Origin of the sequence: Vibrio sp. Hal054, from assembly GCF_037162405.1 — a bacterium.
In the GTDB taxonomy this organism is placed as follows: domain Bacteria; phylum Pseudomonadota; class Gammaproteobacteria; order Enterobacterales; family Vibrionaceae; genus Vibrio; species Vibrio diazotrophicus.
Genome location: NZ_JARLUT010000001.1, coordinates 853,953 through 879,063, shown reverse-complemented (window position 1 = coordinate 879,063; position 25,111 = coordinate 853,953). Strand labels below are relative to the sequence as shown.

Sequence of the window (25,111 nt, the reverse complement as noted above, 5' to 3'; positions counted from 1 at the left end):
TTGCTTGAAAACATCAACACCTGTGATTAACCGATAATTTTCAATCAATTAATCAACGATATAGATATAAAAAAAGTGACACTTAAAGTGCCACTTTTCAGTTAAAAAATAAAGTCGGCTAATGCCAAGCATTAGTCAAAATTACGATTTTAGCAATTTCGCAATGTGTGCTTTTAACACATCGATCGCGATACGGTTTTTACCGCCACGAGGTACGATGATGTCAGCATATTGTTTTGACGGTTCAATAAACTGGAGGAACATAGGACGAACCGTTTTTTGATATTGCTTCAGCACTGAATCCATTGTGCGACCACGATCTTCTACATCACGCTTCACGCGGCGCAGCAAACAGATATCTAATGGAGTATCCATAAATACCGTTACTTGCATAAGCTCACGTAGACGTGGGTCAGTCAGCAGCAGAATACCTTCTAAAATGATGACTTTTTTAGGTGTCATTGTGGTGGTGTTAGCGGTACGAGTATGCTCTGTGTAGCTATACTCTGGTACTTCAACAGCGTGACCGTTCATTAACTGTGTTAAGTGTTCACACAGTAAATCATGATCCAATGCACTTGGGTGATCGTAATTCGTTTTAACACGTTCTTCCATGCTCAGATGGCTTTGGTCTTTGTAATAGCAATCTTCCGTAATCACACCTATTTGGTGGTCACCAACTTTCGCACTCAGTTCATTGTAAATTGTGCTGGCTATAAGACTTTTACCAGAAGCTGATGCGCCGGCGATACCAACGATGACGCATTGATTATTATCAGACATGTATGTGCACTCGATACGTGTATTTTGGGAATTAAGTTAAACCGCCTGATTATAGGGAGTTAAAAAGGGTTATACCAGTTTGCATTAACGTTAAATGACAGTAATTTCTGATGTTGAACAATAAAAAGTCAGAGTAAACGATTACATCTACCCTGACTCAGTGACCATTCATTTCGATCGTCTTTTAAATCGCAGAAAATGACCCAACTCACTCAACCATGGTAAACATGATTGACTCTGGTTTCGCCTTTCCTTGCCAGTACATCGATGCGCAAACACGTTCAGCCAGTTGGATATAAACAGCGGCATGCTCACTGTCTGGACGAGCGGCGACCGTTGGTTTACCAGCATCAATATCTTCGCGCATGCTGATGTGGAGCGGAATTTGAGCAAGCAGTGACAAGCCAAATTCATTCGCTAGCGCCTGCGCACCGCCATAACCAAAGATATGTTCTTTCTCACCACAATGACTACAGATGTGATAGCTCATGTTCTCGACCATGCCAATCACCGGCACATCCACTTTCTCAAACATTGCCGCACCTTTACGAGCATCCGCCAACGCCAGATCTTGAGGCGTAGTGACGATAAGTGCTCCGGTCACTGGTATTTGCTGAGAAAGCGTCAACTGGATGTCACCCGTACCCGGTGGCATATCAATAACCAGATAATCCAGTTCAGGCCATTCTGTCTCAGTAAGAAGCTGAGCCAATGCTTTTGATGCCATAGGACCACGCCAGATAGTCGCGTCTGATTTATCCACCAGATAACCAATTGAATGAGTGTAAATGCCATGCGCAGATATCGGTTGCATCCATTTGTTGTCACGAACTTCTGGTTTTGCATCTAACTGGCCCAGCATCATAGGCACTGAAGGACCATAAATATCGGCATCGAGCAAACCAACTTTCGCGCCGCATTTTGCAATCGCTAATGCAAGGTTGACCGCCGTGGTTGACTTACCAACCCCGCCTTTAGCAGATGTAACGGCAATAATGTTTTTCACGCCACGCACTTCTGAAGCGACATGAGTCTCTAGCGCTTTAGGACTAACAGTAACCTCATAGTGGAAAGAAGGTACTTCACCTGACTGCTGCCGTTGGGCAATCCAGCTTGAAAGTTCTTCAGGCAAAGAGAGTGCGGCAAAAGGGAGTGTTATCTTAAAGCCTTGAGCTTCCACAGAAACAATATTTGGTTGCGAAGCCCAATCTTGAATAAGAAAAGGATGCTGAAATTGGTTTAACCAATCACAAAAATCTTGCTTTGAACTGAATTGACGCATAGGTCCTCCTTGTTAACCCTATGCTACCACCTGCTAAGCCTGTACAGAACCCCGAAAAAACTAAGGCAATCACACCTTTGACACCTTGGAGTTAGATGGCTCATGGGGTAGTATTACCCATCAAAATTTTTATACCTATCAAGAAAGCGAATATTAAGTATGGCAAACGATCCAAGACTCTCTACCGCAAGGAAATTGCTGGTAACTTGTGCCCTTCCTTACGCTAACGGTTCAATCCACTTAGGTCACATGCTTGAACATATCCAAGCTGACATCTGGGTTCGCTACCAGCGTCTACGCGGCAACACTGTAAACTTCATCTGTGCTGACGATGCCCACGGCACGCCAATTATGCTTAAAGCTCAACAGATGGGTATGACACCAGAAGAGATGATCGCCGCTGTTAGTGAAGAGCACCAAAAAGACTTCGCTGGCTTTGATATCAGCTTTGATAACTACCACAGCACTCACTCAGAAGAGAACCGTGAGCTGGCTTCACATATCTATCTAGAACTGAAAAAGAATGGCTTTATCTCTAGCCGTACTATTTCTCAGCTTTTCGATCCAGAGAAAGAGATGTTCTTGCCAGACCGTTTCGTAAAAGGTACTTGCCCTAAGTGTAAGTCAGAAGACCAATACGGCGACAACTGTGATGCATGTGGTGAGACATACAGCCCAACAGAGCTAATCAATCCGAAATCTGCAGTTTCTGGCGCTACGCCAATCATGAAAGATTCTGAGCACTTCTTCTTCGACCTGCCTCAGTTTGAAAGCATGCTAAAAGAGTGGACTCGTTCTGGTTCTCTTCAAGCTGAAACTGCAAACAAGATGCAAGAGTGGTTTGAGTCTGGTCTGCAACAGTGGGATATCTCACGCGATGCACCTTACTTCGGTTTTGAAATTCCGGGCGAAAAAGACAAGTTCTTCTACGTTTGGCTAGACGCACCAATCGGCTACATGGGTTCATTCAAAAACCTATGTAACAAGCGTGATGACCTAGATTTCGACGAATACTGGAACAAAGACAGTAAGACAGAACTTTACCACTTCATAGGTAAAGACATCGTTTACTTCCACAGCCTATTCTGGCCAGCGATGCTGGAAGGTTCTGGTTTCCGTAAACCTAACAACGTTTTCGTTCACGGCTACGTAACTGTTAACGGCGCTAAGATGTCTAAATCTAAAGGTACTTTCATCAAAGCAAGTACTTACCTAGAGCATTTAGATCCTGAGTGTCTGCGTTACTACTACGCTGCGAAGCTAAACAGCCGTATCGATGACCTAGACCTGAACCTTGAAGACTTCACTCAACGAGTCAACGCTGATGTGGTTAACAAAATCGTTAACCTTGCTTCTCGTAATGCAGGTTTCATCGCTAAGCGCTTTGATGGCAAGCTTTCAGACAACTTTGTTGAACCAGAACTTTATAACGAGTTCGTTGCAGCCGCTGACCGTATCGCAGAGCAATTTGAAGCTCGTGAGTTTGGCCGTGCAATCCGTGAAATCACGGCACTGGCAGACAAAGCAAACCAATACGTTGATGAAAAAGCACCTTGGGTTGTGGCAAAACAAGAAGGTAAAGATCAAGAACTGCAAGATATCTGTTCAGTAGGTATCAACCTGTTCCGCGTGCTGATGACTTACCTGAAACCTGTCATGCCTGAGCTAGCAGCGCGCACAGAAGCGTTCCTAAACCAAGAATTAACTTGGGAAGGTATCGCTACTCCGCTAACTAGCCATGAAATCACAGCGTTTAAGGCACTGTTCAACCGTATCGATCCTAAGAACATCGAAGCGATGATTGAAGCATCGAAAGAAGATGCAGCCGCTGAAGTCGCTGCGAAACAAAAAGCAGAAGCTGCGCAAGCGACTGAGCTAAGCAAAGATCCAATTGCAGAAGAAATCGAATTTGATGACTTTGCAAAAGTTGACCTGCGTATTGCCAAAATCGTTTCATGCGAAGCTGTGCCAAAAGCAGACAAACTACTGAAATTCCAATTGGATATCGGTGGTGAAATGCGCCAAGTATTCTCAGGCATCAAAGCCGCTTACAAACCAGAAGACTTAGTGGGTAAACTAACGGTTGTTGTTGCAAACCTTAAACCTCGTAAGATGAAGTTCGGTATGTCTGAAGGCATGATCCTCGCGGCTGGCCCTGGTGGCAGCGAACTATGGATTCTTGAACCACACGAAGGTGCTCAGCCTGGCATGCGTGTTCTGTAATCACTCAGAAAATCAGCTTTAAGAAAGCCCCAACGTGATAAGCGCTGGGGCTTTTTTTATGAACCAACTCACACTTTTAGTTCAATTTGCACTTCAATGGTGCGAAATTTCAATCCGTCAAATTCTAAGTTATTGATTTAAATACAAATAACCCTTGGCATTAAAACTGCAATTCCTTTAGTAAACAATAAAATCCTTTCACTGGTTGATGCACAGTTTCGACTGTCACGTCTCTACGACAAGGTAGCAACAAGGAGTTGGTTATGTTTGTCATTATCTCAATGCTGATCTCTATCGGCATACTTGGTTTGATGTTCTACTTTTCTAAGCAAAGAGAATCGACTTTGCAGCGCAAGTACGAGCTTCTGATCGATCTTCGCCAGCTGTTATATTTGAGCCGACAACACCGCAGTGCCACTCATCATGCACTGATGTTCGGAGAAAAAAGAGAAGCAGAGCTTAGTCATTTGCAAGATTTATTGCATGAGAAATCGAACCATCTGATTTCCACATCGCATTTCGATAGCAAGCCTATGTATCGTGTTTTGCAGCTTAAATTGAAAGCTCTGATGAATAACTGGCAGGACAGAAGCATTGCCCGCAACCAAATGATGCACGGCAAAGCCATTCGACACTGTATGTTTTTGATGGACGAAGTAATGCTGGCTTGGTTAGTGGAATCAAACCGAGAAGATTTGAGTGAAGAGTACCATATGAACTGGCAGCAAGTGATTGACTCTATGGACACTCTGACCCAGCTACGTATTTCAATTGAAGATATGCATACCCAAGATGGTTCCGCACGTTTGCGTCATTACTGTGACCTATTGCGCCGCAAACTGAATCAACTGGCGTTGATCAGTCCGTTGTCCATTGCATCACCGGCCTGTTCAAAAGCAATGCATATACTAAGCGAGCTGCACGAGAATCCAGCCTTTGATATTCCTCAGGAGCAGCTATATCAACTGACTTCAGATGTCTCGCTGAGCATTGCGCACGTTTATGACCAAATGCTGGCGGATGTCAGTGAGAGTCTTTACATACCTTTGCCTAAACTGGTCGTCGCTTAATAAACGAAAACGCCATACTGCGAAAACAGTATGGCGTTTAAATTCAAGCATTCTCTACGCAGTTAAGCTGCGAACAGAGAGAATTAAAGCATCTTACGAGCAGCTTCTACGACCACTTTGATTGAACGAGCTTCTGTCTCTTTCAACGTTGCATGATCTGGAATTTCTTTTTGAGTACGGTTGATGATAACACCAGCGACACAACCTGCTTTCAAACCAGAACTTGCACACATAGTAAGCAGAGTTGCTGATTCCATTTCAAAGTTTAGTACGCCCATTTCCTGCCATTCTTTCATTGAACCTTGGAAACGCTTAACAACACGACCTGTGAATGTGTCGTAACGTTCTTGACCTGGGTAGAAAGTGTCACTGGAAGCAGTAATACCCATGTGAACTGTCGCACCGCTCTCTTCCGCAGCCTGTTTCATTGCGATCGCAACATCGAAATCAGGAACCGCTGGGAACTCCATTGGAGCAAAGTGAAGGCTTGCGCCATCAAGACGAACAGAACCTGTGGTGACAATCATGTCACCAACATTAACGTGTGGTTGAATTGCACCTGTTGTGCCTACACGCAAGAAGCTACGAACACCTAGCTGAGCTAACTCTTCTACAGCAATAGAAGTTGAAGGGCCACCGATACCAGTAGAACAAACTACAACCGACTTGCCATCAAGTTCTGCGCGATAAAGCGTGTATTCACGGTGGCTTGCAAGAAATACTGGGTTATCCATTAACTCTGCAATTTTTTGTACACGCGCTGGATCACCAGGAATGATCGCTAACGTTGCGCCATTAAGATCAGCTTCGGTAACACCAAGGTGGAATACTGCTTGAGACATAGGTTGCTCCTTCATGCGGCTTATTCAGCTCATAAATATAAATAGGTACAGGACAACTTTAGCTCAGTATTAAAAGCTATAGAGTGATAGGAATCACACCATTAAAAGCAAGACATGTATTCGTTTCACATTTAAGTGACACGGATCACTTAAAATTTATTAAATGGTTAATATGCGCGCTGATAGGAAAATTCAAAAGCACAGCGCTTGACTGTGCTTTGAAGAGAGAAAATCACATTGATGGTATGGAAAAAGGAGGTTGCTTTTTATACTTGATGTTTAAAACAATTGGCTAAGTTTTTACCTATTGCTCTTAACACATCACGCCGCGTAATAATCCCTACCAACTTGCCATTATCTATAACAGGATAAACTTTAGGCTTTCCGACTTTCATCATATCGGCCAACTCAATGATCGACATTTCCGGAGAGACAGAAAGCACTTCTTTATACATGCAGTCACTGACAATATGTGTGTCCTGACAGAAGTAACTCACTTTGACCAGTTTATCGAGCAAGTCCTGTTCTGAAAGGAAGCCAATTACGCGTTCCTTATCATCAATAACGGGCCCGCCCAAGTGATCGGAACGAATCACTTTATCGAGCGCAGCAGACAAAGGCATATCAGGAGTAAAGGTCACCGCTTTAACGGTCATGTAATCTTTTACTTTTAGTGAATCCATTTCAGTCTCCTTAGGTTCCTTATTTAAAGGTAGCTGTTAATCTAAGTGTTGACTAATTTCTTGATTTTACTAAATGGGATTCACCAATTTTTTGATTGTTGCAACCTATGGCTACGTAAAAAATCTGTCGTTCTTACCTTTGGAACAGCGATAACTCTACTTCACCCAACGCTGAGCAGCTTTGGAATCTGAGTCTCTTGAATCAATCCAGCGAGTTCCATCGGTTGTACGCTCCTTTTTCCAGAAAGGGGCTTTGGTCTTTAAATAGTCCATTACAAATTCACAGGCTTCAAAAGAGGCAGAGCGATGAGCGCTGCTGACACCGACGAAGACGACTTGATCGCCGATATCTAAATCACCAATACGGTGAATTAATCTCAACTGCAATAGTGGCCAGCGTGATTTCGCTTCATCACAGATTTCGTTAAGAGATTTCTCCGTCATACCCGGATAATGCTCTAAATGCAGTCCTGTCACATGGTCACCTAAGTTCATGTCACGAACTTTACCTATGAAAGTCACGACCGCACCCGCATCTGTGCCCGATGAAAGCGCTTCATACTCTTGAGCGACACTGAAATCTTCTACCTGAACCGATACATAGCTGTTCATATTAACCTCCAGTTACCGGTGGGAAGAAAGCCACTTCATCGCCATCTTTAAGTTCAGAATCCATCGGTACAATTGATTGGTTAACCGCAGCCAACAATTTTCCGGATTCTAATGCCAGTGCCCATTTGTCCGATTGAGCCGCAAGATGTGCACGCAATGCTTCAACCGAATCAAACTCATGCTCAAGTGACAAACCATCACAGTCCACTAATTCTCTTGTTTGGGCAAAAAACAAAATACTAATCATACATCTACCTTAAAATGACCCGATTTACCGCCCGTCTTTTCTAACAAGCGAATTTGCCCAATTACCATATCTTTCTGCACAGCTTTACACATGTCGTAAATCGTCAATGCTGCAACCGAAGCCGCGGTTAGCGCCTCCATTTCAACACCGGTTTTACCAGCGAGTTTACATACGGATTCAATACGAACCTTGTTTTCCGATTCAATCGCTTCTAGCTGAACTTCAACTTTTGAAAGCAGTAACGGGTGGCAAAGCGGAATTAAATCCCATGTTTTCTTGGCTGCTTGAATACCAGCAATACGTGCCGTGGCAAACACATCACCTTTGTGATGCTGACCCGATACGATCAGTTGCAGCGTTTCTGGTGCCATGTGAACAAAAGCTTCTGCGCGCGCTTCTCTTACCGTTTCCGCCTTTGCAGAAACATCCACCATGTTGGCTTCACCAGAAGCGTTAATGTGAGTGAATTGAGTCATTGTCCCTCACTCTTATAAATGCGGCATAAAGTTACATGGACGATGGCTGGCATCTAACTGCTGTTTGATGATCTTCGTCCAGCCAGTGCGGCAAGCTCCTGTTGAGCCAGGCATCGCAAAAATAACCGTATGGTTTGCGAAACCAGCCACCGCGCGAGACTGAATAGTAGAAGTGCCAATTTCTTCATAAGAAACCATGCGGAACAACTCTCCGAAACCTTCAACTTCTTTATCAAACAGAGGCTTTAACGCTTCAGGGGTGCTATCGCGCGAAGTAAAACCGGTACCACCTGTGATTAATACTGCCTGAACCTTTTCATCCGCAATCCACTGTGAAACCACCGCACGTATTTTGTACATATCGTCAATAACGATTTGCTTGTCTGCTAAGTGATGCCCTGCTTCCTGAAGTTGCTCAGCAAGGTAGCAACCTGAGGTATCATTTTCTTCTGTACGTGTATCTGAAACGGTTAACACTGCGATGTTCGCTGGTTGAAATTTGCTTTCTGCGTGACCCATTTGCTCACCTTAATTCAATTATTATTCGTTAATTTAAATCTGATTAATCACGATGATTACTAGCCTTCGAAATGGCTTTAACCACCAATAGACGCTAAATGCGGAGTCATGCCTGTATTTCCTTCCTGAAGAAAATGGCTGACGGATTTGTTCTGCAGCTGCATTTGAATACGTTCGATCAACTCCGCTTCCTGTGCATCTTCCTGAAGCAAATCTCTGAGCTCTAGACCTTTTTCGCCAAAAAGACAAAGATGCAGTTTACCGAGCGCAGACACTCTGAGTCGATTGCAACTCTCACAGAAGTTTTTTTCGTAAGGCATGATAAGACCGATTTCGCCCTGATAATCCGCATGCACAAAGACCTGAGCTGGGCCATCATTGTTTTCTCTTGCTTTTAGAATCCATCCGTTGGCAATAAGCTGATTACGGATTGTGACTCCAGAGACATGATGTTTAGCGAATAAATCGTCCATTTCACCGGTTTGCATCAGTTCGATAAAACGCAGTTGGATTGGACGGTGTTTGATCCATTCAAGAAACAGAGGAAGTTCGTTGTGATTGCGATCTTTCATCAACACCACATTCACTTTGACTTGTTTATAACCGACTTCGAACGCGCGGTCGATGCCAGCCATAACTTGATGAAAGCGGTTTTCACCCGTGATTTGATGAAACATTCTCGGGTCTAAACTATCGACGCTGACATTGATATGCGTGAGGCCTGCGTCTTTCCAATCTGCAACCCCCTTTTCCATCCGATAACCATTAGTAGTAGTGGCTATTTTCTTAATATTTGAGTTATCGGAAACCAAGCGGATGATATCGGTAAAGTCTTTACGTAATGTAGGCTCACCACCTGTAATACGTATTTTGGATGTACCACAATCAGCGAAAGCATTTACCACGCGACGGATTTCAGGAAGGGTTAAAAAAGACGAGTTTTTGCTCCCCGAAGGTTTATAACCATCAGGCAGGCAATAAGTACATTTGAAGTTACAAACATCGGTAACTGACAGACGCAAATAATAAAATTTACGCTGGAATTTATCTTCGAATTGTTGCGCCACGGAACACCTTTCCAAATACGGGAGGCATAAACATTTCCACTTATGCCCTCGTGACAATATGCCACTGGCTTCTTAACCATATCACTATCAATAGTTTCAAGTAACTTAGATGAAAAAGCTCGGAGTTATGGCAGCCGGCTAGAAAGCTAAACACTTATCTAATCAGCGACTACTGGCTGTAAAATACTGAAAAACGCATCATCTTTCTAGTAAATCAGTTGCAAAAGAAAACCAAAGTCCTAATTTACCTCTAAATAAGTATATGTCGTTTTCAATATCCTATACATTCTAGTACACCCAAGCCTCTTGGGGTTGTTGATGGGCGGTACATCCACAACTCAACTTCCATCGGCTAAGGTTTTATCAAATATTAGAAGAATAAAGATGATGAACTTATACAAAGATAAAAAAGTGGTCGCTATTGGCGGCGGCCACGGTTTAGGACGAATTTTGGCAGCGTTAAAGCATTTCGGCTCTAATGCAACAGGTATTGTTACCACAACGGACAACGGCGGTTCGACCGGGCGAATTCGCCACTGCCAAGGCGGAATTGCCTGGGGTGATACGCGTAACTGTATTAACCAGTTGATTACCGACCCTTCCATCAGCTCGATGATGTTTGAATACCGCTTTAAAGGCAGTGGTGAGCTTGATGGTCACAACCTCGGAAACCTGATGCTAACGGCACTGGATAACCTCTCAGTTCGTCCACTAGACGCAATCAATCTTATCCGCACCATGCTGAAAGTTGATGTGAACATTATTCCTATGTCAGAACATCCATCCGATCTCACCGCATTAGCAACAAACGGCAAATGGGTAACAGGTGAAACCAGCGTAGATGAGATGGAAGACGACTTATTACGACTCGACCTAGAACCAAAGGTTGCGGCAACGTTCGAGGGAGTCGAGGCGATTGCGGCAGCCGATGCAATTATTCTTGGTCCCGGCAGTTTTCTTACCAGCATAATGCCACCACTACTTCTGCCTAAAATCGGTCAGGCTATTTTTGACAACCAAAAGGCAAAGGTGATTTTTATTGAGAACTTATCACCTGAATACGGCCCTGCGGGTCGTATGAGCCTGAAACAGAAGCTGGAATGGTGCGAACGCGCTTGTAAAAATCGTAAAATTGATGTGGTGATTGGACCGAAAGAACACTCAGATTTAAAAGACAATTGGAACTGCGTGACTCGCGATTTGGCATCACCAAACCGCGATTGGCGTCATGATCGAGACAAGTTGCGCCTTGCAATTGAAGAGCAGTTGAACGATTAACTCGGCAACCAGTCTTGTTAAACACCACTGCAGCTAAGATTGTTGGTCGCAGTGGTGCTAACTAACTACCGATAATCGGTGGCAATTTACAATCAGTTATTAGTCACAACTGCTTGTGACAATCAACTGCTGATAGTATCCGTGAGTCTGGTTAAGAATATCAACCATATTCGCCGTTTCTACTGCTTCATCAAATTGCTCACCTAATTTTGCCTTAGCGTCAATGTCGACTGCCTTAGCACAAAGCCTATCGGCACCAAAACTCGCCGCACTGCTCTTTAATGCATGGCTGATATCTTTAAGGTATTGAGTTTTATCAACAACCTCATTGCTGGTTAAACTTTGCTGATAGGCTACTAGCTCACCAAGAAAAATTTCAAGGAGCATTGGTACGTTTTCTTCCCCAATTTCTCTTGCTAATTTCTCTATCTTGCTTTGGTTTAACACGTCCATAATTATCGGCTTTCCTTCTCTTTCTCATTCCACGTTTGTAGTTTTCTGTAGAGCGTTGAAGGGCTGACATCCAAATAGCCCGCCGCTTTTGGAATGTTGCCATCGCAAGCTTCTATCGCTTTTTCGATCGCCTGTTTTTCTGTCATCCAAAGAGGAAAGATTTCATGCACGGTAATAGGGCCGCTCATCGGCATATCAACAGGTTCAACACGTTCCTGAGGTAAGTTCAACGGTGGAGGCAACATCTCTTGAGTGATCTCTTTACCCTCATTAAGAACCACTACGTTACGCAATACGTTCTGTAACTGACGAACGTTACCCGGCCATTCATAGCGCTTAAAGCGCTCTACCACTTCAGGAGACAAACGGACAAAACCTTTGCCTTCTTCTTTAGACATATAACCCAACAGCGAATAAGCGATTTCGATGACGTCATCGCTGCGTTCACGCAAAGGCGGCAGATGTAATGGGATAACATAAAGACGATAGTATAAGTCTTCTCTAAAACGCCCTTCCTGCACTTCTTTCCATGGATCACGGTTGGTTGCACAGACGAATCGTACATCCACGCTTTTCATCTTAGAAGAGCCGACTTTTTGAAATGTGCCCGTCTGAATAAAGCGCAGCAGTTTTGTTTGCAATTCTAGATCCATCTCGCACAACTCATCGAGAAAAAGTGTGCCACCGTCTGCTAATTCGGCTGCGCCTTGTCGGTCAGCCGCGGCACCTGTAAAGGCACCTTTCACGTGACCAAACAACTCACTTTCAATCAAATCTTTAGGAATCGCAGCACAGTTAATAGCGATAAACGGTTTGTCACCTCGTTTACTCGCCGCATGAATCGCCTCAGCACACACTTCTTTACCTGTACCACTTTCTCCGGTAATAAAAATGCTCGCTTTACTGGTCGCGGCCGAGTCTATGGTGCGATAAACCGCCTGCATGGTCTGACTACTTCCGATAAAGCCCTGATAATTCTGATTATTAAGGCCATCGGCATCATTTTTTAGCTTGCTGGCTTTGCGAATAGCGTTGTTCACAGTGACACGCAGTCGATCCGCTTCACAAGGCTTAATCAAGAAGTCCTGAGCCCCGTGGCGCATCGCTTCAACCGCTGTATCAATTGAACCATGCGCGGTCATGAAAATAACGGGGACATCAGGTGATTTCTGTTTTACGGCATGCAAAACGTCCATCCCAGTCATATCTGGTAATCGAAGGTCGAGAAGAATTAAATCAGGCTCACGTGCGGCGATGCTTTCTATTGCTTCGCGCCCCGTCCCTACTATGTTGATATCTATTTCAAGTGGAGTGAGATAAGAACGATACAGTGCCGCCACGGACACCGTATCTTCCACCATCAATAAGTATTTTGCTTTTTGTGGTGTGTAATTGTGTTGCATAACCTAGCCATTTATTTTTGCATTTTGCTTCATGATTGCATTAGAAGTTGCATTTTGCAAACAAACAGGGGCTAAACCATACAACTAGTATGAGAATTGAACAAAATTGGTATTTTATACTTGGCACGCTAAATGCTTGGTACTTAATGACCCTAACGGGTCACCTAGCCAACTGACGTTGTTAGTGAATACGATATTCACGAAATTACAGCCAATAGAGACGATTTCTATTGGCTATTTTTTTATCTGACTATAGCTGCTAAGAGTTAGCAATAAATTGCTTTCTTAACTCTTCAATCTGATCGCGTGTTTTCGCCGCCATCTCGAACTCAAGGTTTTGTGCATACTTGTACATTTGACCTTCTAACTTACTGATCTCTTTATCCAATTGCTGTGGAGTTAAAGACCCATAGTTAGCAGCATCCTCTGCGACTTTAGACAGTGCAACCACTTTACTTGATTTCTGTTTGCGAGATTTAGCAATATCGCCGATTTCCATAATATCTTTGATATTACGTTTTAGCGCCTGTGGTTTAAGCCCCATGGCCTCGTTATAAGCATGCTGTTTTTCGCGACGACGGTTGGTTTCATCCATCGCTTTCTTCATCGACTTCGTAATGCTGTCAGCATAAAGAATGGCTCGACCTTCAAGGTTACGAGCAGCACGACCAATGGTCTGAATCAGAGAACGTTCTGAACGTAAGAAGCCTTCTTTGTCCGCATCCAAGATCGCAACCAAAGACACTTCTGGCATGTCCAAACCTTCTCGCAACAAGTTAATCCCCACCAATACGTCAAATTCGCCTAAACGCAAATCTCGAATGATCTCGACCCTTTCCACTGTATCGATATCCGAATGAAGATATCGCACCTTAACACCATGTTCATGGAGATATTCGGTCAGGTCTTCCGCCATACGCTTAGTCAACGTAGTGACAAGTACTCGTTCATCTTTTACAGAGCGGATACGAATTTCGGACAACAGATCATCAACCTGAGTAGCCACAGGACGAACTTCGAGCTCAGGATCCAATAACCCTGTAGGACGAACCACTTGGTCAGCCACTTCACCCGCCGATTTCTCTAACTCATAATTACCCGGCGTCGCAGAAACAAAAATTGTCTGCGGTGCCAGTGCTTCGAATTCTTCAAATTTAAGCGGTCGGTTATCCAGAGCAGAAGGTAAACGGAAACCAAATTCCACCAGCGTCTCTTTACGCGAACGGTCACCTTTAAACATTGCGCCAATCTGCGGAACAGTAACGTGGGATTCATCAATCACTAATAAACCATCATGTGGCAAGTAATCAAAAAGTGTCGGTGGCGGCTCACCCTCGTTGCGTCCACTCAAGAATCGAGAGTAGTTTTCGATACCCGAGCAGAAACCTAGCTCGTTCATCATTTCAATATCAAATTGCGTCCGCTGAGTAATACGCTGCTCTTCCAGCAGTTTATTATTTTCAAGCAGATACTTACGGCGCGACTCGAGTTCAACTTTAATACTCTCAATTGCTTCGAGAATGCGTTCGCGCGGTGTGACATAGTGAGTTTTCGGGTAGACCGTAAAACGCGGTAAGTCTCGCTGTTTTATCGTACCAGTGAGCGGATCAAATAAGCTGATGCATTCCACTTCTTCATCGAACATTTCCACGCGCACCGCATCTTGGTCAGATTCAGCAGGGAAAATATCAATCACTTCACCGCGCACACGGAACTGACCGCGCTCAAACGCTACATCATTGCGGGAATACTGAAGCTCCGCCAAGCGACGCAGCATATCACGCTGATTGATCACATCTCCTCGGCGTAAATGAAGCATCATCTTCAAGTAGGAATCAGGGTCACCCAGACCGTAAATCGCGGAAACAGAAGCCACGATGATGGCATCTTTGCGCTCCAGCAACGCTTTGGTAGCAGAAAGACGCATTTGCTCAATATGAGCGTTAACAGATGAATCTTTCTCGATGAAAGTATCCGTCGTCGGCACATAAGCTTCAGGCTGGTAATAGTCGTAGTAGGAAACAAAGTATTCGACGGCATTATTAGGGAAAAAGCTTTCATCTCGCCATAAAGCTGAGCTGCAAGCGTCTTATTCGGCGCAAGTAAAATCGTCGGGCGTTGTGATCGAGCAATGACATTCGCTAGGGTAAACGTTTTACCAGACCCTGTAACACCCAACAGGGTTTGATGCGCAAGTCCTGCTTCAATTCCTTCTAAAAGCTGCTCTATGGCTTTAGGCTGATCACCGGATGGGCGATAGTGTGATACCAATTCAAACGCCTTACTCATTACGCTTTCTTCCTACAGTCTGAACGAGGAACTATTGTCGCTGCTTGCCTTACAGCATGGCAAGTCATAATTGTTATTTACCATTGCGAAAACTTTATATGCGATTCTTTCCCCCATTGATAAGCACTCATGAAACAGTTTCATAACTACCAATCGAACTTGTGTTTCAGATCTACCACGGCTAAAAAATAACGTTCGCATCAATCTAAAAAGTTTGTTAATATCGTCGCCCCACCGAGTTATACCCATCTAAAATACCCAAATAATAATCCACTGGTTTTCCCCAAAATTTCCAATCTTGACATTAAATTGACCTTTCTCTCGCAGTTTATATCCATTAGAAAAAACAGTGGATAACAAGATTTATAAAAATAAAATCATTAAGTTAGATAAATTATACAATCGATTACATTTAGAGTTTTCACTTAAATGGAAGCACTTCAAATGATTGCTCAAGTTTCATCAACACACTTATCCACAAATTTGGTGGATAAGTAAATCCAGCGTAATACCCATAAGGGGTACAGAAAAGTAAACTATTTTTTTTGAAAAAAATTAGCTGAATTTTTTAGTGTAAAGGTTGACACTCCCCGTCCCTCTAAGTAACATCCGCACCGCACTAAGCAATTCCCCCTTAGTTCAGTCGGTAGAACGGCGGACTGTTAATCCGTATGTCGCAAGTTCAAGTCTTGCAGGGGGAGCCAAATTCCAGAAGAAAGACGTCCCAGGACGTCTTTTTTTGTATCTAAACCTAGCTATTTCAAGGGATTGCATTCTCTTAACGTCTTTTCCTGACTCGTACTAGCTTAGAAGTTTAGGTACACAAATAGGTACATTGTCCGTATGTTCCAATTTACGGTGTACCAATCATGGCAAGAACAACTAAATCTTTAACAGATAAACAAATCTCTAACGCTAAACCACAAGATAAAGAGTATACGCTCTTTGATGGTAACGGCCTTCGTCTACGTGTAAAACCAAACGGTACAAAGACATGGCTATTCAACTATACACGTCCACACAACGGTAAACGCGCTAACATGACGTTTGGCAGTTACCCTAGCCTTTCCCTAACAAATGCACGAAAGAAGGCTCTAGGCGCGATAGAAACGCTACAAGCTGGTATTGATCCTCAAGTCAAACTCAAGAACCAACAAACGATAGAGCAACAGCGCTTACTATCCACATTAGCTGAAGTCACAAACAGTTGGTTAACAGTAAAGAGCGCAACCATCAGTGAAAAAACAAAGGTGAACCTTCAGCGAGCTTTAAATCTTCATTTGCTACCGAAGCTTGGCAATACTCCTATCACTGAGCTTACTGCACCTCTAGTGATAAATACCCTTCAGCCACTTCAGGCTAAAGGACACCTAGAAACACTGAAAAGGATCTGCCAACGTGTGAACGAAATTATGAGTTTTGCTCAGAATAAGGGACTTATTGAGTACAACCCTTTAGCCAAAATCAGTTCTGCGTTCTTGAAACCTACCGTCACCAATATGAAATCAATAAGTGCCGACGAACTTCCTGAGTTAATGAGAACCCTAGGACGGGCCAGTATCATGTATACCACTCGATGTATGATTGAATGGCAACTACATACCATGACCCGACCTATTGAGACAGCGCAAGCTCGTTGGGATGAGATTGATTGGAATGAAAATCTATGGGTTATTCCAGCAGATAGAATGAAAAAACGAAGGGATCACCTAGTGCCTCTAACGCCGCAGACTTTAAATCTGTTGAATGAGATGAAAAAAATAAATGGTGGAAGCGAATACATATTCGCTTCATATAAAGACCCGATGAGGCCGAGTAACAGCCAAACAGCTAACATTGCCCTTAAACGTATGGGCTTTAAGGACCGTTTGGTCTCCCATGGTCTAAGAGCTCTAGCTAGCACTACGCTAAATGAAACTAAACTCTTTCATAATGACGTCATTGAACTAGCACTAGCTCACGTGGACAAAAACCAAATTCGAGGTATTTACAACCGGGCTTTATATCTTAATCAACGTAGAGAAATGCTACGCTGGTGGAGTAACTATATCGAGGAGGCTTCTAAGGGAAGTTTATCTGTCTGTTCAACAAACCAGTAAACATATTATTGAGCTGCTGAAGTTAAGCCAGCAGCTCCAACCATACTCATTTCCTTCCATACAGCTCTTACTATAGGATATTTTAACTCTGGACTGATTGCACGGCATCTTCAGATTTATAATTGGAAGCACACCTAGATAGTCGGGGGAGTGCTGATAATTGCTGCCCCATATTGTAGATATGGGAAGGGTAATAAAACAAAACAATTACCTTTGAGCATATTCCTGAGGTGTACAACCAAACAATTTTTTAAAAGAAGAGATAAAACTGCTTACACTGCTATAGCCGAGCTCATGCGCAACCAAGGTCGTGTTATACCCCCGAGAAATCTTCTCCAACGAATTCATCAAACGAAAACGGCTACGCCATTGACGGAATGTGAGTCCCGTCTCTGATTTAAACAACCTTTCGATAGTACGGACACTTGCTCCTACCTGAGTGGCTAACTGTTCAAGCAATAGTAATTGATCAGGTTGATTGACAATAAGGCTAATCAAACGTTGCAAGCGTAGATCATGTCCTGATGGTATATAGAGCTCTAATGCTTCCAAAGATTCAAGTTCATCAAGAGCAACCAAGCCTAAGTTATGTACCCTTTCTTTTGTCAGGGAATCTGAACTTTCTGTAAGCCTAAGTATGACCTCCCGCATTAATGAGCTCATCTTCAACATGACGACTTTCTGCGGGTTCTGACGAACACAATACGAGGGATCAACGTATAGATTACGGGTTTGCGTAGCAGTTTCACTACTTACCTGATGGGGATACCCTCCCGGAATCCATACAGCATGCGTAGATGGAACAACCCAGATAGCTTTTTCACTGGTTATGCGCAAAATACCCTTACAGCCCCAAAGTAGTTGGCCTCTGGGATGTGAATGCGGTTCGATAGCAGACTCAGCAACCATACTTCGATTGTGGGTAAGCACGGGTTGAGTTGGATCTAAGACAAAGGCAACGTCGCTGGGCGATAACATTGTCGTGTTAGGAATATATTTTGACATCCTGTCTCGTTAAAACGTATCAAAAAAAGGTATTTTAGAAATAACTCAACAATATATCTAGAGCCTGTTGAGCTTTTGGGTCAATAGAGCCTAATAATTATAAAAGTTCAGGAGAAAAACACTCATGGTCAACCGGCTAAATGTAAAGTCAGTCGCTGTAATTATCGCTTTGGTATTTGCACTTGTTATTAGTATTTACCCATTTCAAGGTCAGTCCGAGATATTTTCCCGGAGTGCCGCAGTTGTCTTAGTGACACTCGTTTTTTGGAGCTCAGGATTCGTTCCGCCCTTTCTGGCTAGTTTGATCTTCTTTGCTTTAGTCACGATATTGGGTCTGATTTCACCATCGATAGTATTCGCGGGTTTTGGCTCTACCGCAGTATGGCTCATCATTTCGGGGTTTATCATTGGCGCGTCAATTTCCAAATCCGGGCTAGGTCAAAAGCTTGCGACAATGATTTCACCCTACTTAACAGTTAGTTATCCGCGCCTTATCGCCGGCATGGTATTTAGCGCCATGTTACTGGGATTTATCATGCCCTCTTCCGTAGGCAGAGCGGTGGTGTTAATTCCTATTGGTATGGCATTAGCTGACACCATTGGACTGAAAAAAGGCAGTAATGGCCGAATTGGCATTGCTACTGCCCTTGCAATTTCGTGCAATATGCCCAGTTTTGCAGTGTTACCTGCCAATATTCCCAACATGATTTTAGCTGGCTCCAGTGAAAACCTTTTTAATATTACCTTTGGCTACACTGAATACCTGCTACTTCACTTTCCCATATTAGGTATCATTAAATCTTTGGTCGTCATTTGGCTAGTACTGCGTATTTTCCCTGACAAAGTTTCAGCTCCATCAGCCAATAAAGACACCAGTAACGAAAGTTTCGTTTCCGACCAAAAGATGCAGAAGAAAGTGGGTATGTTGCTCGCTATCACGTTGTTATTCTGGATAACCGATACCATTCACGGTATTAATCCAGCCTGGGTAGGTTTAGTGACCGCAATTATACTTCTGTTACCTAAATGGGGAATTGTAGAGCCAAAAGCGTTTAATAGCTCCGTTGATTTTGCCACCGTGGTTTTTGTAGCAGGTGCTTTAGGGCTGGGAGCTCTGGTTAATGAATCAGGGATTGGCTCAGCATTAGGGCAGTTATTTGGACATATACTTCCAGCAGACCAAAACAGCTCATTCCTGAGCTTCATGGCACTGTCTATCATTTCAACTCTCACAGGATTAATCGCAACAATCCCTGGTGTTCCAACAGTATTAACACCGATGGCCGGAGATTTCGCTCAAATAACCGGGTTCTCTCTACCCGCCGTCATAATGACTCAGGTAATTGGTTTTTCGACCGTAATTTTCCCATATCAAGTAGGACCATTGGTCGTTGCAATGCAATTATCAAAAGAGCCTCTGTCTAAGCTGTTAAAAATCACTCTACCGTTAACAGCCATTACTGTTGTTGTGCTGATGCCTTTAGATTTCCTATGGTGGCTACTACTAGGCTGGATTAGTTAATAGCCCCGCCACTAATACTTTATACAATCAATATGTTAAATAAAAAGAGCCTGACCACTTCAATGTGGTCAGGCTCTTTTTACTAAATCACTTATGATTGCATTTACAGCGTGCTACTTTTTTGAGCTATTTTTCCCGAGGATAAGGCCAAGCCATTACGCCGCCTTCCATTACTTTTACATTTTGCCAGCCATAAGCATTAAGTACCAATTGAGCTTCATAACCTCTTAACGAGATTTTGCAATAGCAGATAATCTCCGTTTCTTTATCTTGTGGCAATTCGTCCAAGCGCTGCCTTAGCACACCAGAAGGAATTAACGTTTCACCAATACCAAGACGCATCTGCTCATATTCATCCGGGCCACGTACATCAAGAATGAATAGTTTTTCATTATGCTCCAATTTCTCATGTACCGCGCATGGAGAAATTCCCTGTAAACGCCCTTTCAATTTATTCTGCATTAAATGAGCAGTGGCAACGAAGTGATCAATAGCGAGTGAAAATGGTGGTGCATAAGGCATATCCAGATTAATCAATTGCTCCACGGTAAACCCACCCGTAAGCGCCATGGCGGCTGTAGCTAGTTGCTTGCTAACATCCCCGGTTCCTACACACTGAACACCCAGGATCTTACCGGTATTCTTATCCGCAAGCATTTTACTAATCAGCAGACCAGCGCCCATAAAGCCGGGTTTATCCGGACTCGTATTAACTACGGTTTCATAAGTACCATATCCAAGATTTTTCGCAGTTGCTTCAGTCAGGCCTGTAGAGCCAGCCGAAAAATCAAATACCTTGCAAATACCGGTTTGAAGAACTCCAGGAAAAGAAACGCTGTTGCCCAAAATTATATTTTCGCCTGCTACTCGTCCTTGTAGGTTCGCCAAGTCACCCATAGGCGCGTGCACTTTTTTCCCTGTGATCATATTGTAGGATTCAACACAGTCACCAGCAGAATAGATGTCAGGGTCGGAAGTTTGCATAAACTCATTAACCACAATACCACCGGTTGAACCGATCGAAAGCCCGGCTTCTTGAGCTAGTGCAACATTCGGTCTAACACCGATAGCAACAACCGCTAATTCACAAGGTAATTCAGTACCGTTAGCCAATTTAACGCCCGTTAGCTGGCCGTTTTCACCAAGAAAAGCTGCGACACCGTTATTAGTGATCACATTAGCCCCTTTGGCTCTAACATGGTTTTCAACAATTTCTGCCATTTCCCAGTCAAGGAAAGTCAATAATTGTGGTGCCAATTCGACAACCGTAATATCGATACCGGCAAGATGTAGTGCTTCACATGTTTCGATACCAATTAATCCTCCGCCGATAACAACGGCTTTCTTAATAGACTTTTCATCACGTACTTTACGCAGGAAATCCGCATCTCTCATTGACTGAAGCGTAGTAATACCTTTCAGGTCATTGCCAGGAATGGGTGGTATAACAGGACGGGCACCGGTACAAATGACCAGTTTATCGTAGTTCACAGTGTCCACATCGCCGGTAGCTAAATGCTTGCAGGTGACACTATGATTCTGAGGATCAATTGCAATAACCTCAGTTTCCGTTCTGGCGTCAATACCTTTCGCATTCAGAAAAAATCTAGGATCGCGAACGACACCAGTTGGTGTGCTGATTAACTCATTCCGGTTATCAAAAACGCCGCCGACATAATAAGGATAGCCACATGACGCCATAGACAAATCTTTATCTTTCTGCAAAAGAATAATTTCGGCATGTTCGTCGAGTCTTCGAGCTTTAGCTGCCGTTTTGGGACCCGCAGCAGAACCGCCGATCACAACTATTTTTTTCTTTTTCATATAATTACCTAAATTTTATTTAATGAAGAAATTATTATTTTTTTGTATATTTAATGACAACCGCAAAAGTTAACTACGCCCTGCTCCGAAAGCGATGCATGTCCCACTGCCTCCAGCCATAAAAATGACTGGATTCGTTTGTTTTAAATAACTAGTGGCATGCTCTCCCGTACAATGGCATGGGATAATGGCTTGTGGTTGCCATTTAGCGAAGGCATCCCGAGTCGCCTTTAGCCTTTTTTCAGAAGCCCTATTTAGGTGCAACCCACCGACAACAGCTCGTATTTTCTGTTTTCCCGTCACATTCTGAATATGCAGGACAGTGTTCATAATTCCCGAGTGGCAGCATCCGGTTAAAATAACCAGCCCCTGAGATGTCTCAAACCAGAGAGATATATCGTCATAAATCGTGTCCGGTTCTCTTTTGCGCTTATCCGAAAAAAATGGGCCTCCTGTATCCTCTAGCGGATGCTGACGAGGTATCGCGCCCGAATAACCGACGCCTGAGAACAGCATTTGTGCATCGGTTAATAGTTGCATTTGAGAAGGTGGAAGAGATTGAAGTAAATTCCGATCTTCATCAGGCATTGCTATTAGTCTGGGGGCTTTATCCGGATAGATACTGTAACGTTCTTTCATAAGCGCATTAGGATGGCAGACCACATTAACGTTTGGATTGACCGCTAAGAATTGACTGACCGAACCAGTATGATCATAGTGACCATGACTAAGAACTAATGTATCGACTGTGGTTAAGTCACAACCTAACGCTTTGGCATTTTTAAATAGAATTCCCGAGTCGTCGGTATTTTGCCCCGTGTCAAATAAAATGGTTTTCCCATCACACTCTATCCATACAGAAAAGCCATGTTCAGTTAAGAGATTTTTATCACTGGTATTATCAATTAAGATGCAAAATTTTAGATTATTAACCACATCGAAACCTTAGTGATCACATGCATTGGTGCCAGAAGCTAAACTACCATCAAGATATGCTTGAGCTAATAATTCCGGAGTTTCAGATGGTGCTCCAACAACAACCCGAATTGATCGCGCTTCAAACAGTTGTTTCGCTTTTTGTCCCATTCCGCCGGAAATAACCAGTTCTACATTTTTATCACCCAACCATGCAGGCAATAATCCTGGTTCATGTGGAGGTGCATCAACATCATTTCGTGAAACAATTTGTTTATTATCTAAATCCACATCTAACAATGCGAAACTCTTACAATGGCCAAAATGTAGATCAAGTTTTCCGTCTGCTACAGGGATAGCTATTTTCATTGTGTATTTCCTTTGTTTAATTAACAGGCTATTGCCTGTACCTGATTCCAAATAATCTGAATATCTTTTGATACTTCGCTCTCACCCAGCTCAATAACGCTTTTCTCTTCTATTTGAGCCTGAGTGATGGCTTTGTCATATCGGATTCGTCCAAGAAGATGAGCACTATAAGTGGATGCCAGATCTTCAATCTCTGTTGTCATGGCAGGGTTGATATCCCATTTATTCACCACGACAGAAACCGGTAGATTAAAATGCTTTGCCAACTGTAAAACACGCTCAATATCATGCTTGCCTGATAACGTTGGTTCGGTTACCAACACCAAAAAATCCGCTCCGGTAATGGAAGCAATAACCGGACACCCTATCCCAGGAGGCCCATCAACCAACAAGACGTCAGCCTGAACTTGTCTGGCTTTTTCTTTGCCTCCTCCCTCACCAGACTCACTAGCTTTCCGGAGTTTTCTGCTGCAATTCCCAGGTGAGCGTGAACCATAGGACCGAAGCGCGTATTTGAGTGATACCATTCACCACATTCCCTGATAGGGAAGTCAATGCAATGATCCGGACAAAAACGGACACAGACACCACATCCTTCACAAGCTATCGGATCGATACTGTATTCACCGCTTTCTTCGTTACGCTGAATGGCGCCGAAGCGGCAGTAATCAGTGCAGATATCACACTGCGAACAATCTTGGGTACGAATAACCGCTTCATGCCCACTGGTAAAGGTGTGTGTTGTCTGGATATCCGGTTTAAGGATTAGATGTAAATCAGCAGCATCAACATCACAATCTGCTAATACCGCCTTATTGGCTAGAGATGCAAATGATGCAGTAAGACTTGTTTTTCCTGTCCCCCCTTTACCACTAAGAATCACAATTTCTTTCATGCACTCTCTCCCGATTCCAATGCAAGTTTTATCTCAGACAACAACTGACTAAACTCGTCTTTTAATTCAGGTAATGCCGAGAGTAATGATTCCCCTCTGGAATAAGCTTCAGCAACTTTCCTGTTGTCAGGAATACGAAGTAAAACTGCGATGTCCTCATCCACACAATACTGGTCAACGCAGTTATCTGTATCCTCAAAACGGTTGATAATGACGGAAAAGGGTCGCTTTAACTCTTCAAGTGTTTTTATTGCTATCTTCAAGTCATGCAGACCAAATGGCGTAGGCTCTGTCACCAACAGAACAAAATCTGCATCCCGCACCGTACTTACCATTGAGCAGGACGTCCCCGGCGGAGAATCAATAATAGTCACTCCATCTGACACATGATCTTTTACGGCATCAATCACAGGTGTCGCCATTGATACACCGACATTCAATAAGCCTTCTACATAACGAACATTTCCTGCTTGCCCACTGTTAAGTAAGCCAATGGGATGCATTTCTTCCGTAATTGCTCTTTCAGGGCAAACATAAACACACCCACCACAGCTATGACAAAGCTCAGGAAATACCATGGCGTATTCCCCCTGAGTAACAATGGCATTAAACTGACAGATATCAGCGCAATCACCACAGCCTGTACAACGATTGCGATTAACGACAGGAACAGGTACGGAAACGTTTTGGCTCGATTCCACTTCTGGCTGGAGAAATAACTTTCCATTAGGTTCTTCAACATCGCAGTCCAGATAAGTCACTGCACTCTCTGCTGACAGAGCCAATCCTACAGATACCGTTGTTTTCCCGGTTCCACCTTTACCAGAAGCAATTGCTAACTTCATGACTCTCCTCAATTTGATAAGAGCTCAGCCTCCGGGCTTGTCCTCCGGAGATTGAGTTAAAACATCAGGCTTCTGTTAGCTTGCCGCTATTGAGTAATTCAAGGCACTCATTCAGCGTGACTGAATCACTTTTAAAGATTTTAACGCCGGCACTTTTAAGCACCTGAGTGGCTTTCGGCCCACAAGATCCAGTTACCAAATATTGGACTCCAGCAGCGATAACTTCCTGAGCGGCCTGAATACCGGCTCCCTGAGCTGAATCTGAATTAAGGTCATTATTCAGATACTGAGTGTTTTTCTGATCGGTATCGTAAATCAGGAATCCTGGAGCTCGACCAAACTTCGGATCTAATTCACCATTCAAAGTGGATGATGCGGTAGTAAAAGCAATTTTCATGTATGTGCCCTTT

General features: G+C 43.5%; 24 protein-coding genes, 1 tRNA gene, 1 pseudogene and 1 riboswitch. Of the genes and pseudogenes, 6 read left to right on the top strand and 20 right to left on the bottom strand.

Annotated features, from left to right (window positions below; genetic code table 11):
* Positions 1 to 141: 141 nt before the first annotated feature.
* A complete protein-coding gene (gene udk / locus P4S58_RS04045; protein ID WP_042486176.1) occupies positions 142 to 783 on the bottom strand; it encodes a uridine kinase in 642 nt (213 codons plus the stop codon).
* 208 nt (positions 784 to 991) lie between these two features.
* A complete protein-coding gene (gene apbC / locus P4S58_RS04040; RefSeq protein ID WP_102969276.1) occupies positions 992 to 2,065 on the bottom strand; it encodes an iron-sulfur cluster carrier protein ApbC in 1,074 nt (357 codons plus the stop codon).
* A 159-nt stretch (positions 2,066 to 2,224) separates the two neighbouring features.
* On the opposite strand from apbC, the gene metG reads away from it, so the two are divergent.
* Both metG and P4S58_RS04030 read left to right on the top strand, forming a co-directional pair.
* Entirely contained in the window at positions 2,225 to 4,288 is a 2,064-nt protein-coding gene (gene metG, locus P4S58_RS04035; protein ID WP_102962739.1) for a methionine--tRNA ligase, read from the top strand.
* A gap of 263 nt (positions 4,289 to 4,551) precedes the next feature.
* The gene (locus tag P4S58_RS04030; RefSeq protein WP_042486183.1) at positions 4,552 to 5,358 is read left to right on the top strand and encodes a hypothetical protein; all 807 of its coding nucleotides are present in this window, start codon (positions 4,552 to 4,554) and stop codon (positions 5,356 to 5,358) included.
* 83 nt (positions 5,359 to 5,441) lie between these two features.
* Here the strand turns inward: P4S58_RS04030 and udp are convergent, their stop codons facing one another.
* The 7 genes from udp to moaA all read right to left on the bottom strand — a co-directional run bounded on the left by udp (position 5,442) and on the right by moaA (position 9,804).
* Complete coding sequence (gene udp / locus P4S58_RS04025) at positions 5,442 to 6,200, bottom strand: uridine phosphorylase (protein WP_042486185.1); 759 nt, start codon at positions 6,198 to 6,200, stop codon at positions 5,442 to 5,444.
* 266 nt (positions 6,201 to 6,466) lie between these two features.
* The gene (locus tag P4S58_RS04020; protein ID WP_042486187.1) at positions 6,467 to 6,883 is read right to left on the bottom strand and encodes a CBS domain-containing protein; all 417 of its coding nucleotides are present in this window, start codon (positions 6,881 to 6,883) and stop codon (positions 6,467 to 6,469) included.
* Positions 6,884 to 7,039: 156 nt separating this feature from the next.
* Complete coding sequence (moaE, locus tag P4S58_RS04015) at positions 7,040 to 7,495, bottom strand: molybdopterin synthase catalytic subunit MoaE (RefSeq protein ID WP_042486189.1); 456 nt, start codon at positions 7,493 to 7,495, stop codon at positions 7,040 to 7,042.
* Between the two features lies 1 nt (position 7,496).
* Complete coding sequence (gene moaD / locus P4S58_RS04010) at positions 7,497 to 7,742, bottom strand: molybdopterin synthase sulfur carrier subunit (protein WP_102969275.1); 246 nt, start codon at positions 7,740 to 7,742, stop codon at positions 7,497 to 7,499.
* Positions 7,739 to 8,218 carry a cyclic pyranopterin monophosphate synthase MoaC gene (gene moaC / locus P4S58_RS04005; RefSeq protein ID WP_102962741.1) on the bottom strand — a complete coding sequence of 160 codons (480 nt, stop codon included), beginning with the start codon at positions 8,216 to 8,218 and terminating at the stop codon, positions 7,739 to 7,741. The genes moaD and moaC overlap by 4 nt, the downstream gene beginning before the upstream one ends.
* A 12-nt stretch (positions 8,219 to 8,230) precedes the next feature.
* On the bottom strand, positions 8,231 to 8,737 hold the full coding sequence (gene moaB, locus P4S58_RS04000; protein WP_337162983.1) for a molybdenum cofactor biosynthesis protein B: 507 nt from the start codon (positions 8,735 to 8,737) through the stop codon (positions 8,231 to 8,233).
* A 77-nt stretch (positions 8,738 to 8,814) separates the two neighbouring features.
* Entirely contained in the window at positions 8,815 to 9,804 is a 990-nt protein-coding gene (gene moaA / locus P4S58_RS03995) for a GTP 3',8-cyclase MoaA (RefSeq protein ID WP_042486200.1), read from the bottom strand.
* Positions 9,792 to 9,941: riboswitch (molybdenum cofactor riboswitch) on the bottom strand. (Overlaps the previous gene by 13 nt.)
* A gap of 250 nt (positions 9,942 to 10,191) precedes the next feature.
* Here moaA and yvcK point away from each other — a divergent pair.
* Positions 10,192 to 11,082 carry a uridine diphosphate-N-acetylglucosamine-binding protein YvcK gene (gene yvcK, locus P4S58_RS03990; protein ID WP_102962796.1) on the top strand — a complete coding sequence of 297 codons (891 nt, stop codon included), beginning with the start codon at positions 10,192 to 10,194 and terminating at the stop codon, positions 11,080 to 11,082.
* Between the two features lie 99 nt (positions 11,083 to 11,181).
* On the opposite strand, the gene luxU is transcribed toward yvcK, so the two are convergent.
* The 3 genes and pseudogenes from luxU to uvrB all read right to left on the bottom strand — a co-directional run bounded on the left by luxU (position 11,182) and on the right by uvrB (position 15,227).
* Positions 11,182 to 11,535, bottom strand: coding sequence for a quorum-sensing phosphorelay protein LuxU (gene luxU / locus P4S58_RS03985; protein ID WP_102962743.1), 354 nt, complete (start codon positions 11,533 to 11,535; stop codon positions 11,182 to 11,184).
* Between the two features lie 2 nt (positions 11,536 to 11,537).
* The gene (gene luxO, locus P4S58_RS03980) at positions 11,538 to 12,938 is read right to left on the bottom strand and encodes a quorum-sensing sigma-54 dependent transcriptional regulator LuxO (RefSeq protein ID WP_042486207.1); all 1,401 of its coding nucleotides are present in this window, start codon (positions 12,936 to 12,938) and stop codon (positions 11,538 to 11,540) included.
* Between the two features lie 259 nt (positions 12,939 to 13,197).
* Positions 13,198 to 15,227, bottom strand: a pseudogene (uvrB, locus tag P4S58_RS03975) (excinuclease ABC subunit UvrB).
* A gap of 628 nt (positions 15,228 to 15,855) precedes the next feature.
* Here uvrB and P4S58_RS03970 point away from each other — a divergent pair.
* A tRNA-Asn gene (locus P4S58_RS03970) sits at positions 15,856 to 15,931 on the top strand.
* Between the two features lie 165 nt (positions 15,932 to 16,096).
* Positions 16,097 to 17,326: an integrase domain-containing protein gene (locus P4S58_RS03965; protein WP_337162982.1), complete on the top strand. Its 1,230-nt coding sequence runs from the start codon at positions 16,097 to 16,099 to the stop codon at positions 17,324 to 17,326.
* Between the two features lie 207 nt (positions 17,327 to 17,533).
* On the opposite strand, the gene P4S58_RS03960 is transcribed toward P4S58_RS03965, so the two are convergent.
* Positions 17,534 to 18,331 carry an AraC family transcriptional regulator gene (locus tag P4S58_RS03960; protein ID WP_337162980.1) on the bottom strand — a complete coding sequence of 266 codons (798 nt, stop codon included), beginning with the start codon at positions 18,329 to 18,331 and terminating at the stop codon, positions 17,534 to 17,536.
* 124 nt (positions 18,332 to 18,455) lie between these two features.
* On the opposite strand from P4S58_RS03960, the gene P4S58_RS03955 reads away from it, so the two are divergent.
* Complete coding sequence (locus P4S58_RS03955) at positions 18,456 to 19,853, top strand: SLC13 family permease (protein ID WP_337162978.1); 1,398 nt, start codon at positions 18,456 to 18,458, stop codon at positions 19,851 to 19,853.
* A 126-nt stretch (positions 19,854 to 19,979) separates the two neighbouring features.
* Here the strand turns inward: P4S58_RS03955 and P4S58_RS03950 are convergent, their stop codons facing one another.
* From P4S58_RS03950 to P4S58_RS03920, 7 genes are all read right to left on the bottom strand, one after another.
* Positions 19,980 to 21,677, bottom strand: coding sequence for an FAD-dependent oxidoreductase (locus P4S58_RS03950; RefSeq protein ID WP_337162977.1), 1,698 nt, complete (start codon positions 21,675 to 21,677; stop codon positions 19,980 to 19,982).
* Between the two features lie 69 nt (positions 21,678 to 21,746).
* The gene (locus tag P4S58_RS03945) at positions 21,747 to 22,613 is read right to left on the bottom strand and encodes an MBL fold metallo-hydrolase (protein WP_337162976.1); all 867 of its coding nucleotides are present in this window, start codon (positions 22,611 to 22,613) and stop codon (positions 21,747 to 21,749) included.
* Between the two features lie 9 nt (positions 22,614 to 22,622).
* On the bottom strand, positions 22,623 to 22,961 hold the full coding sequence (locus P4S58_RS03940; protein WP_102969268.1) for a NifB/NifX family molybdenum-iron cluster-binding protein: 339 nt from the start codon (positions 22,959 to 22,961) through the stop codon (positions 22,623 to 22,625).
* A gap of 20 nt (positions 22,962 to 22,981) precedes the next feature.
* Positions 22,982 to 23,284, bottom strand: coding sequence for a hypothetical protein (locus P4S58_RS03935; protein ID WP_443089006.1), 303 nt, complete (start codon positions 23,282 to 23,284; stop codon positions 22,982 to 22,984).
* A 41-nt stretch (positions 23,285 to 23,325) separates the two neighbouring features.
* Entirely contained in the window at positions 23,326 to 23,856 is a 531-nt protein-coding gene (locus P4S58_RS03930; RefSeq protein WP_337162975.1) for a 4Fe-4S dicluster domain-containing protein, read from the bottom strand.
* Complete coding sequence (locus P4S58_RS03925) at positions 23,853 to 24,701, bottom strand: ATP-binding protein (protein WP_337162974.1); 849 nt, start codon at positions 24,699 to 24,701, stop codon at positions 23,853 to 23,855. Before P4S58_RS03925 ends, P4S58_RS03930 begins: the two co-directional genes overlap by 4 nt.
* A gap of 64 nt (positions 24,702 to 24,765) precedes the next feature.
* Entirely contained in the window at positions 24,766 to 25,098 is a 333-nt protein-coding gene (locus P4S58_RS03920) for a NifB/NifX family molybdenum-iron cluster-binding protein (RefSeq protein ID WP_102969265.1), read from the bottom strand.
* Positions 25,099 to 25,111 lie beyond the last annotated feature (13 nt).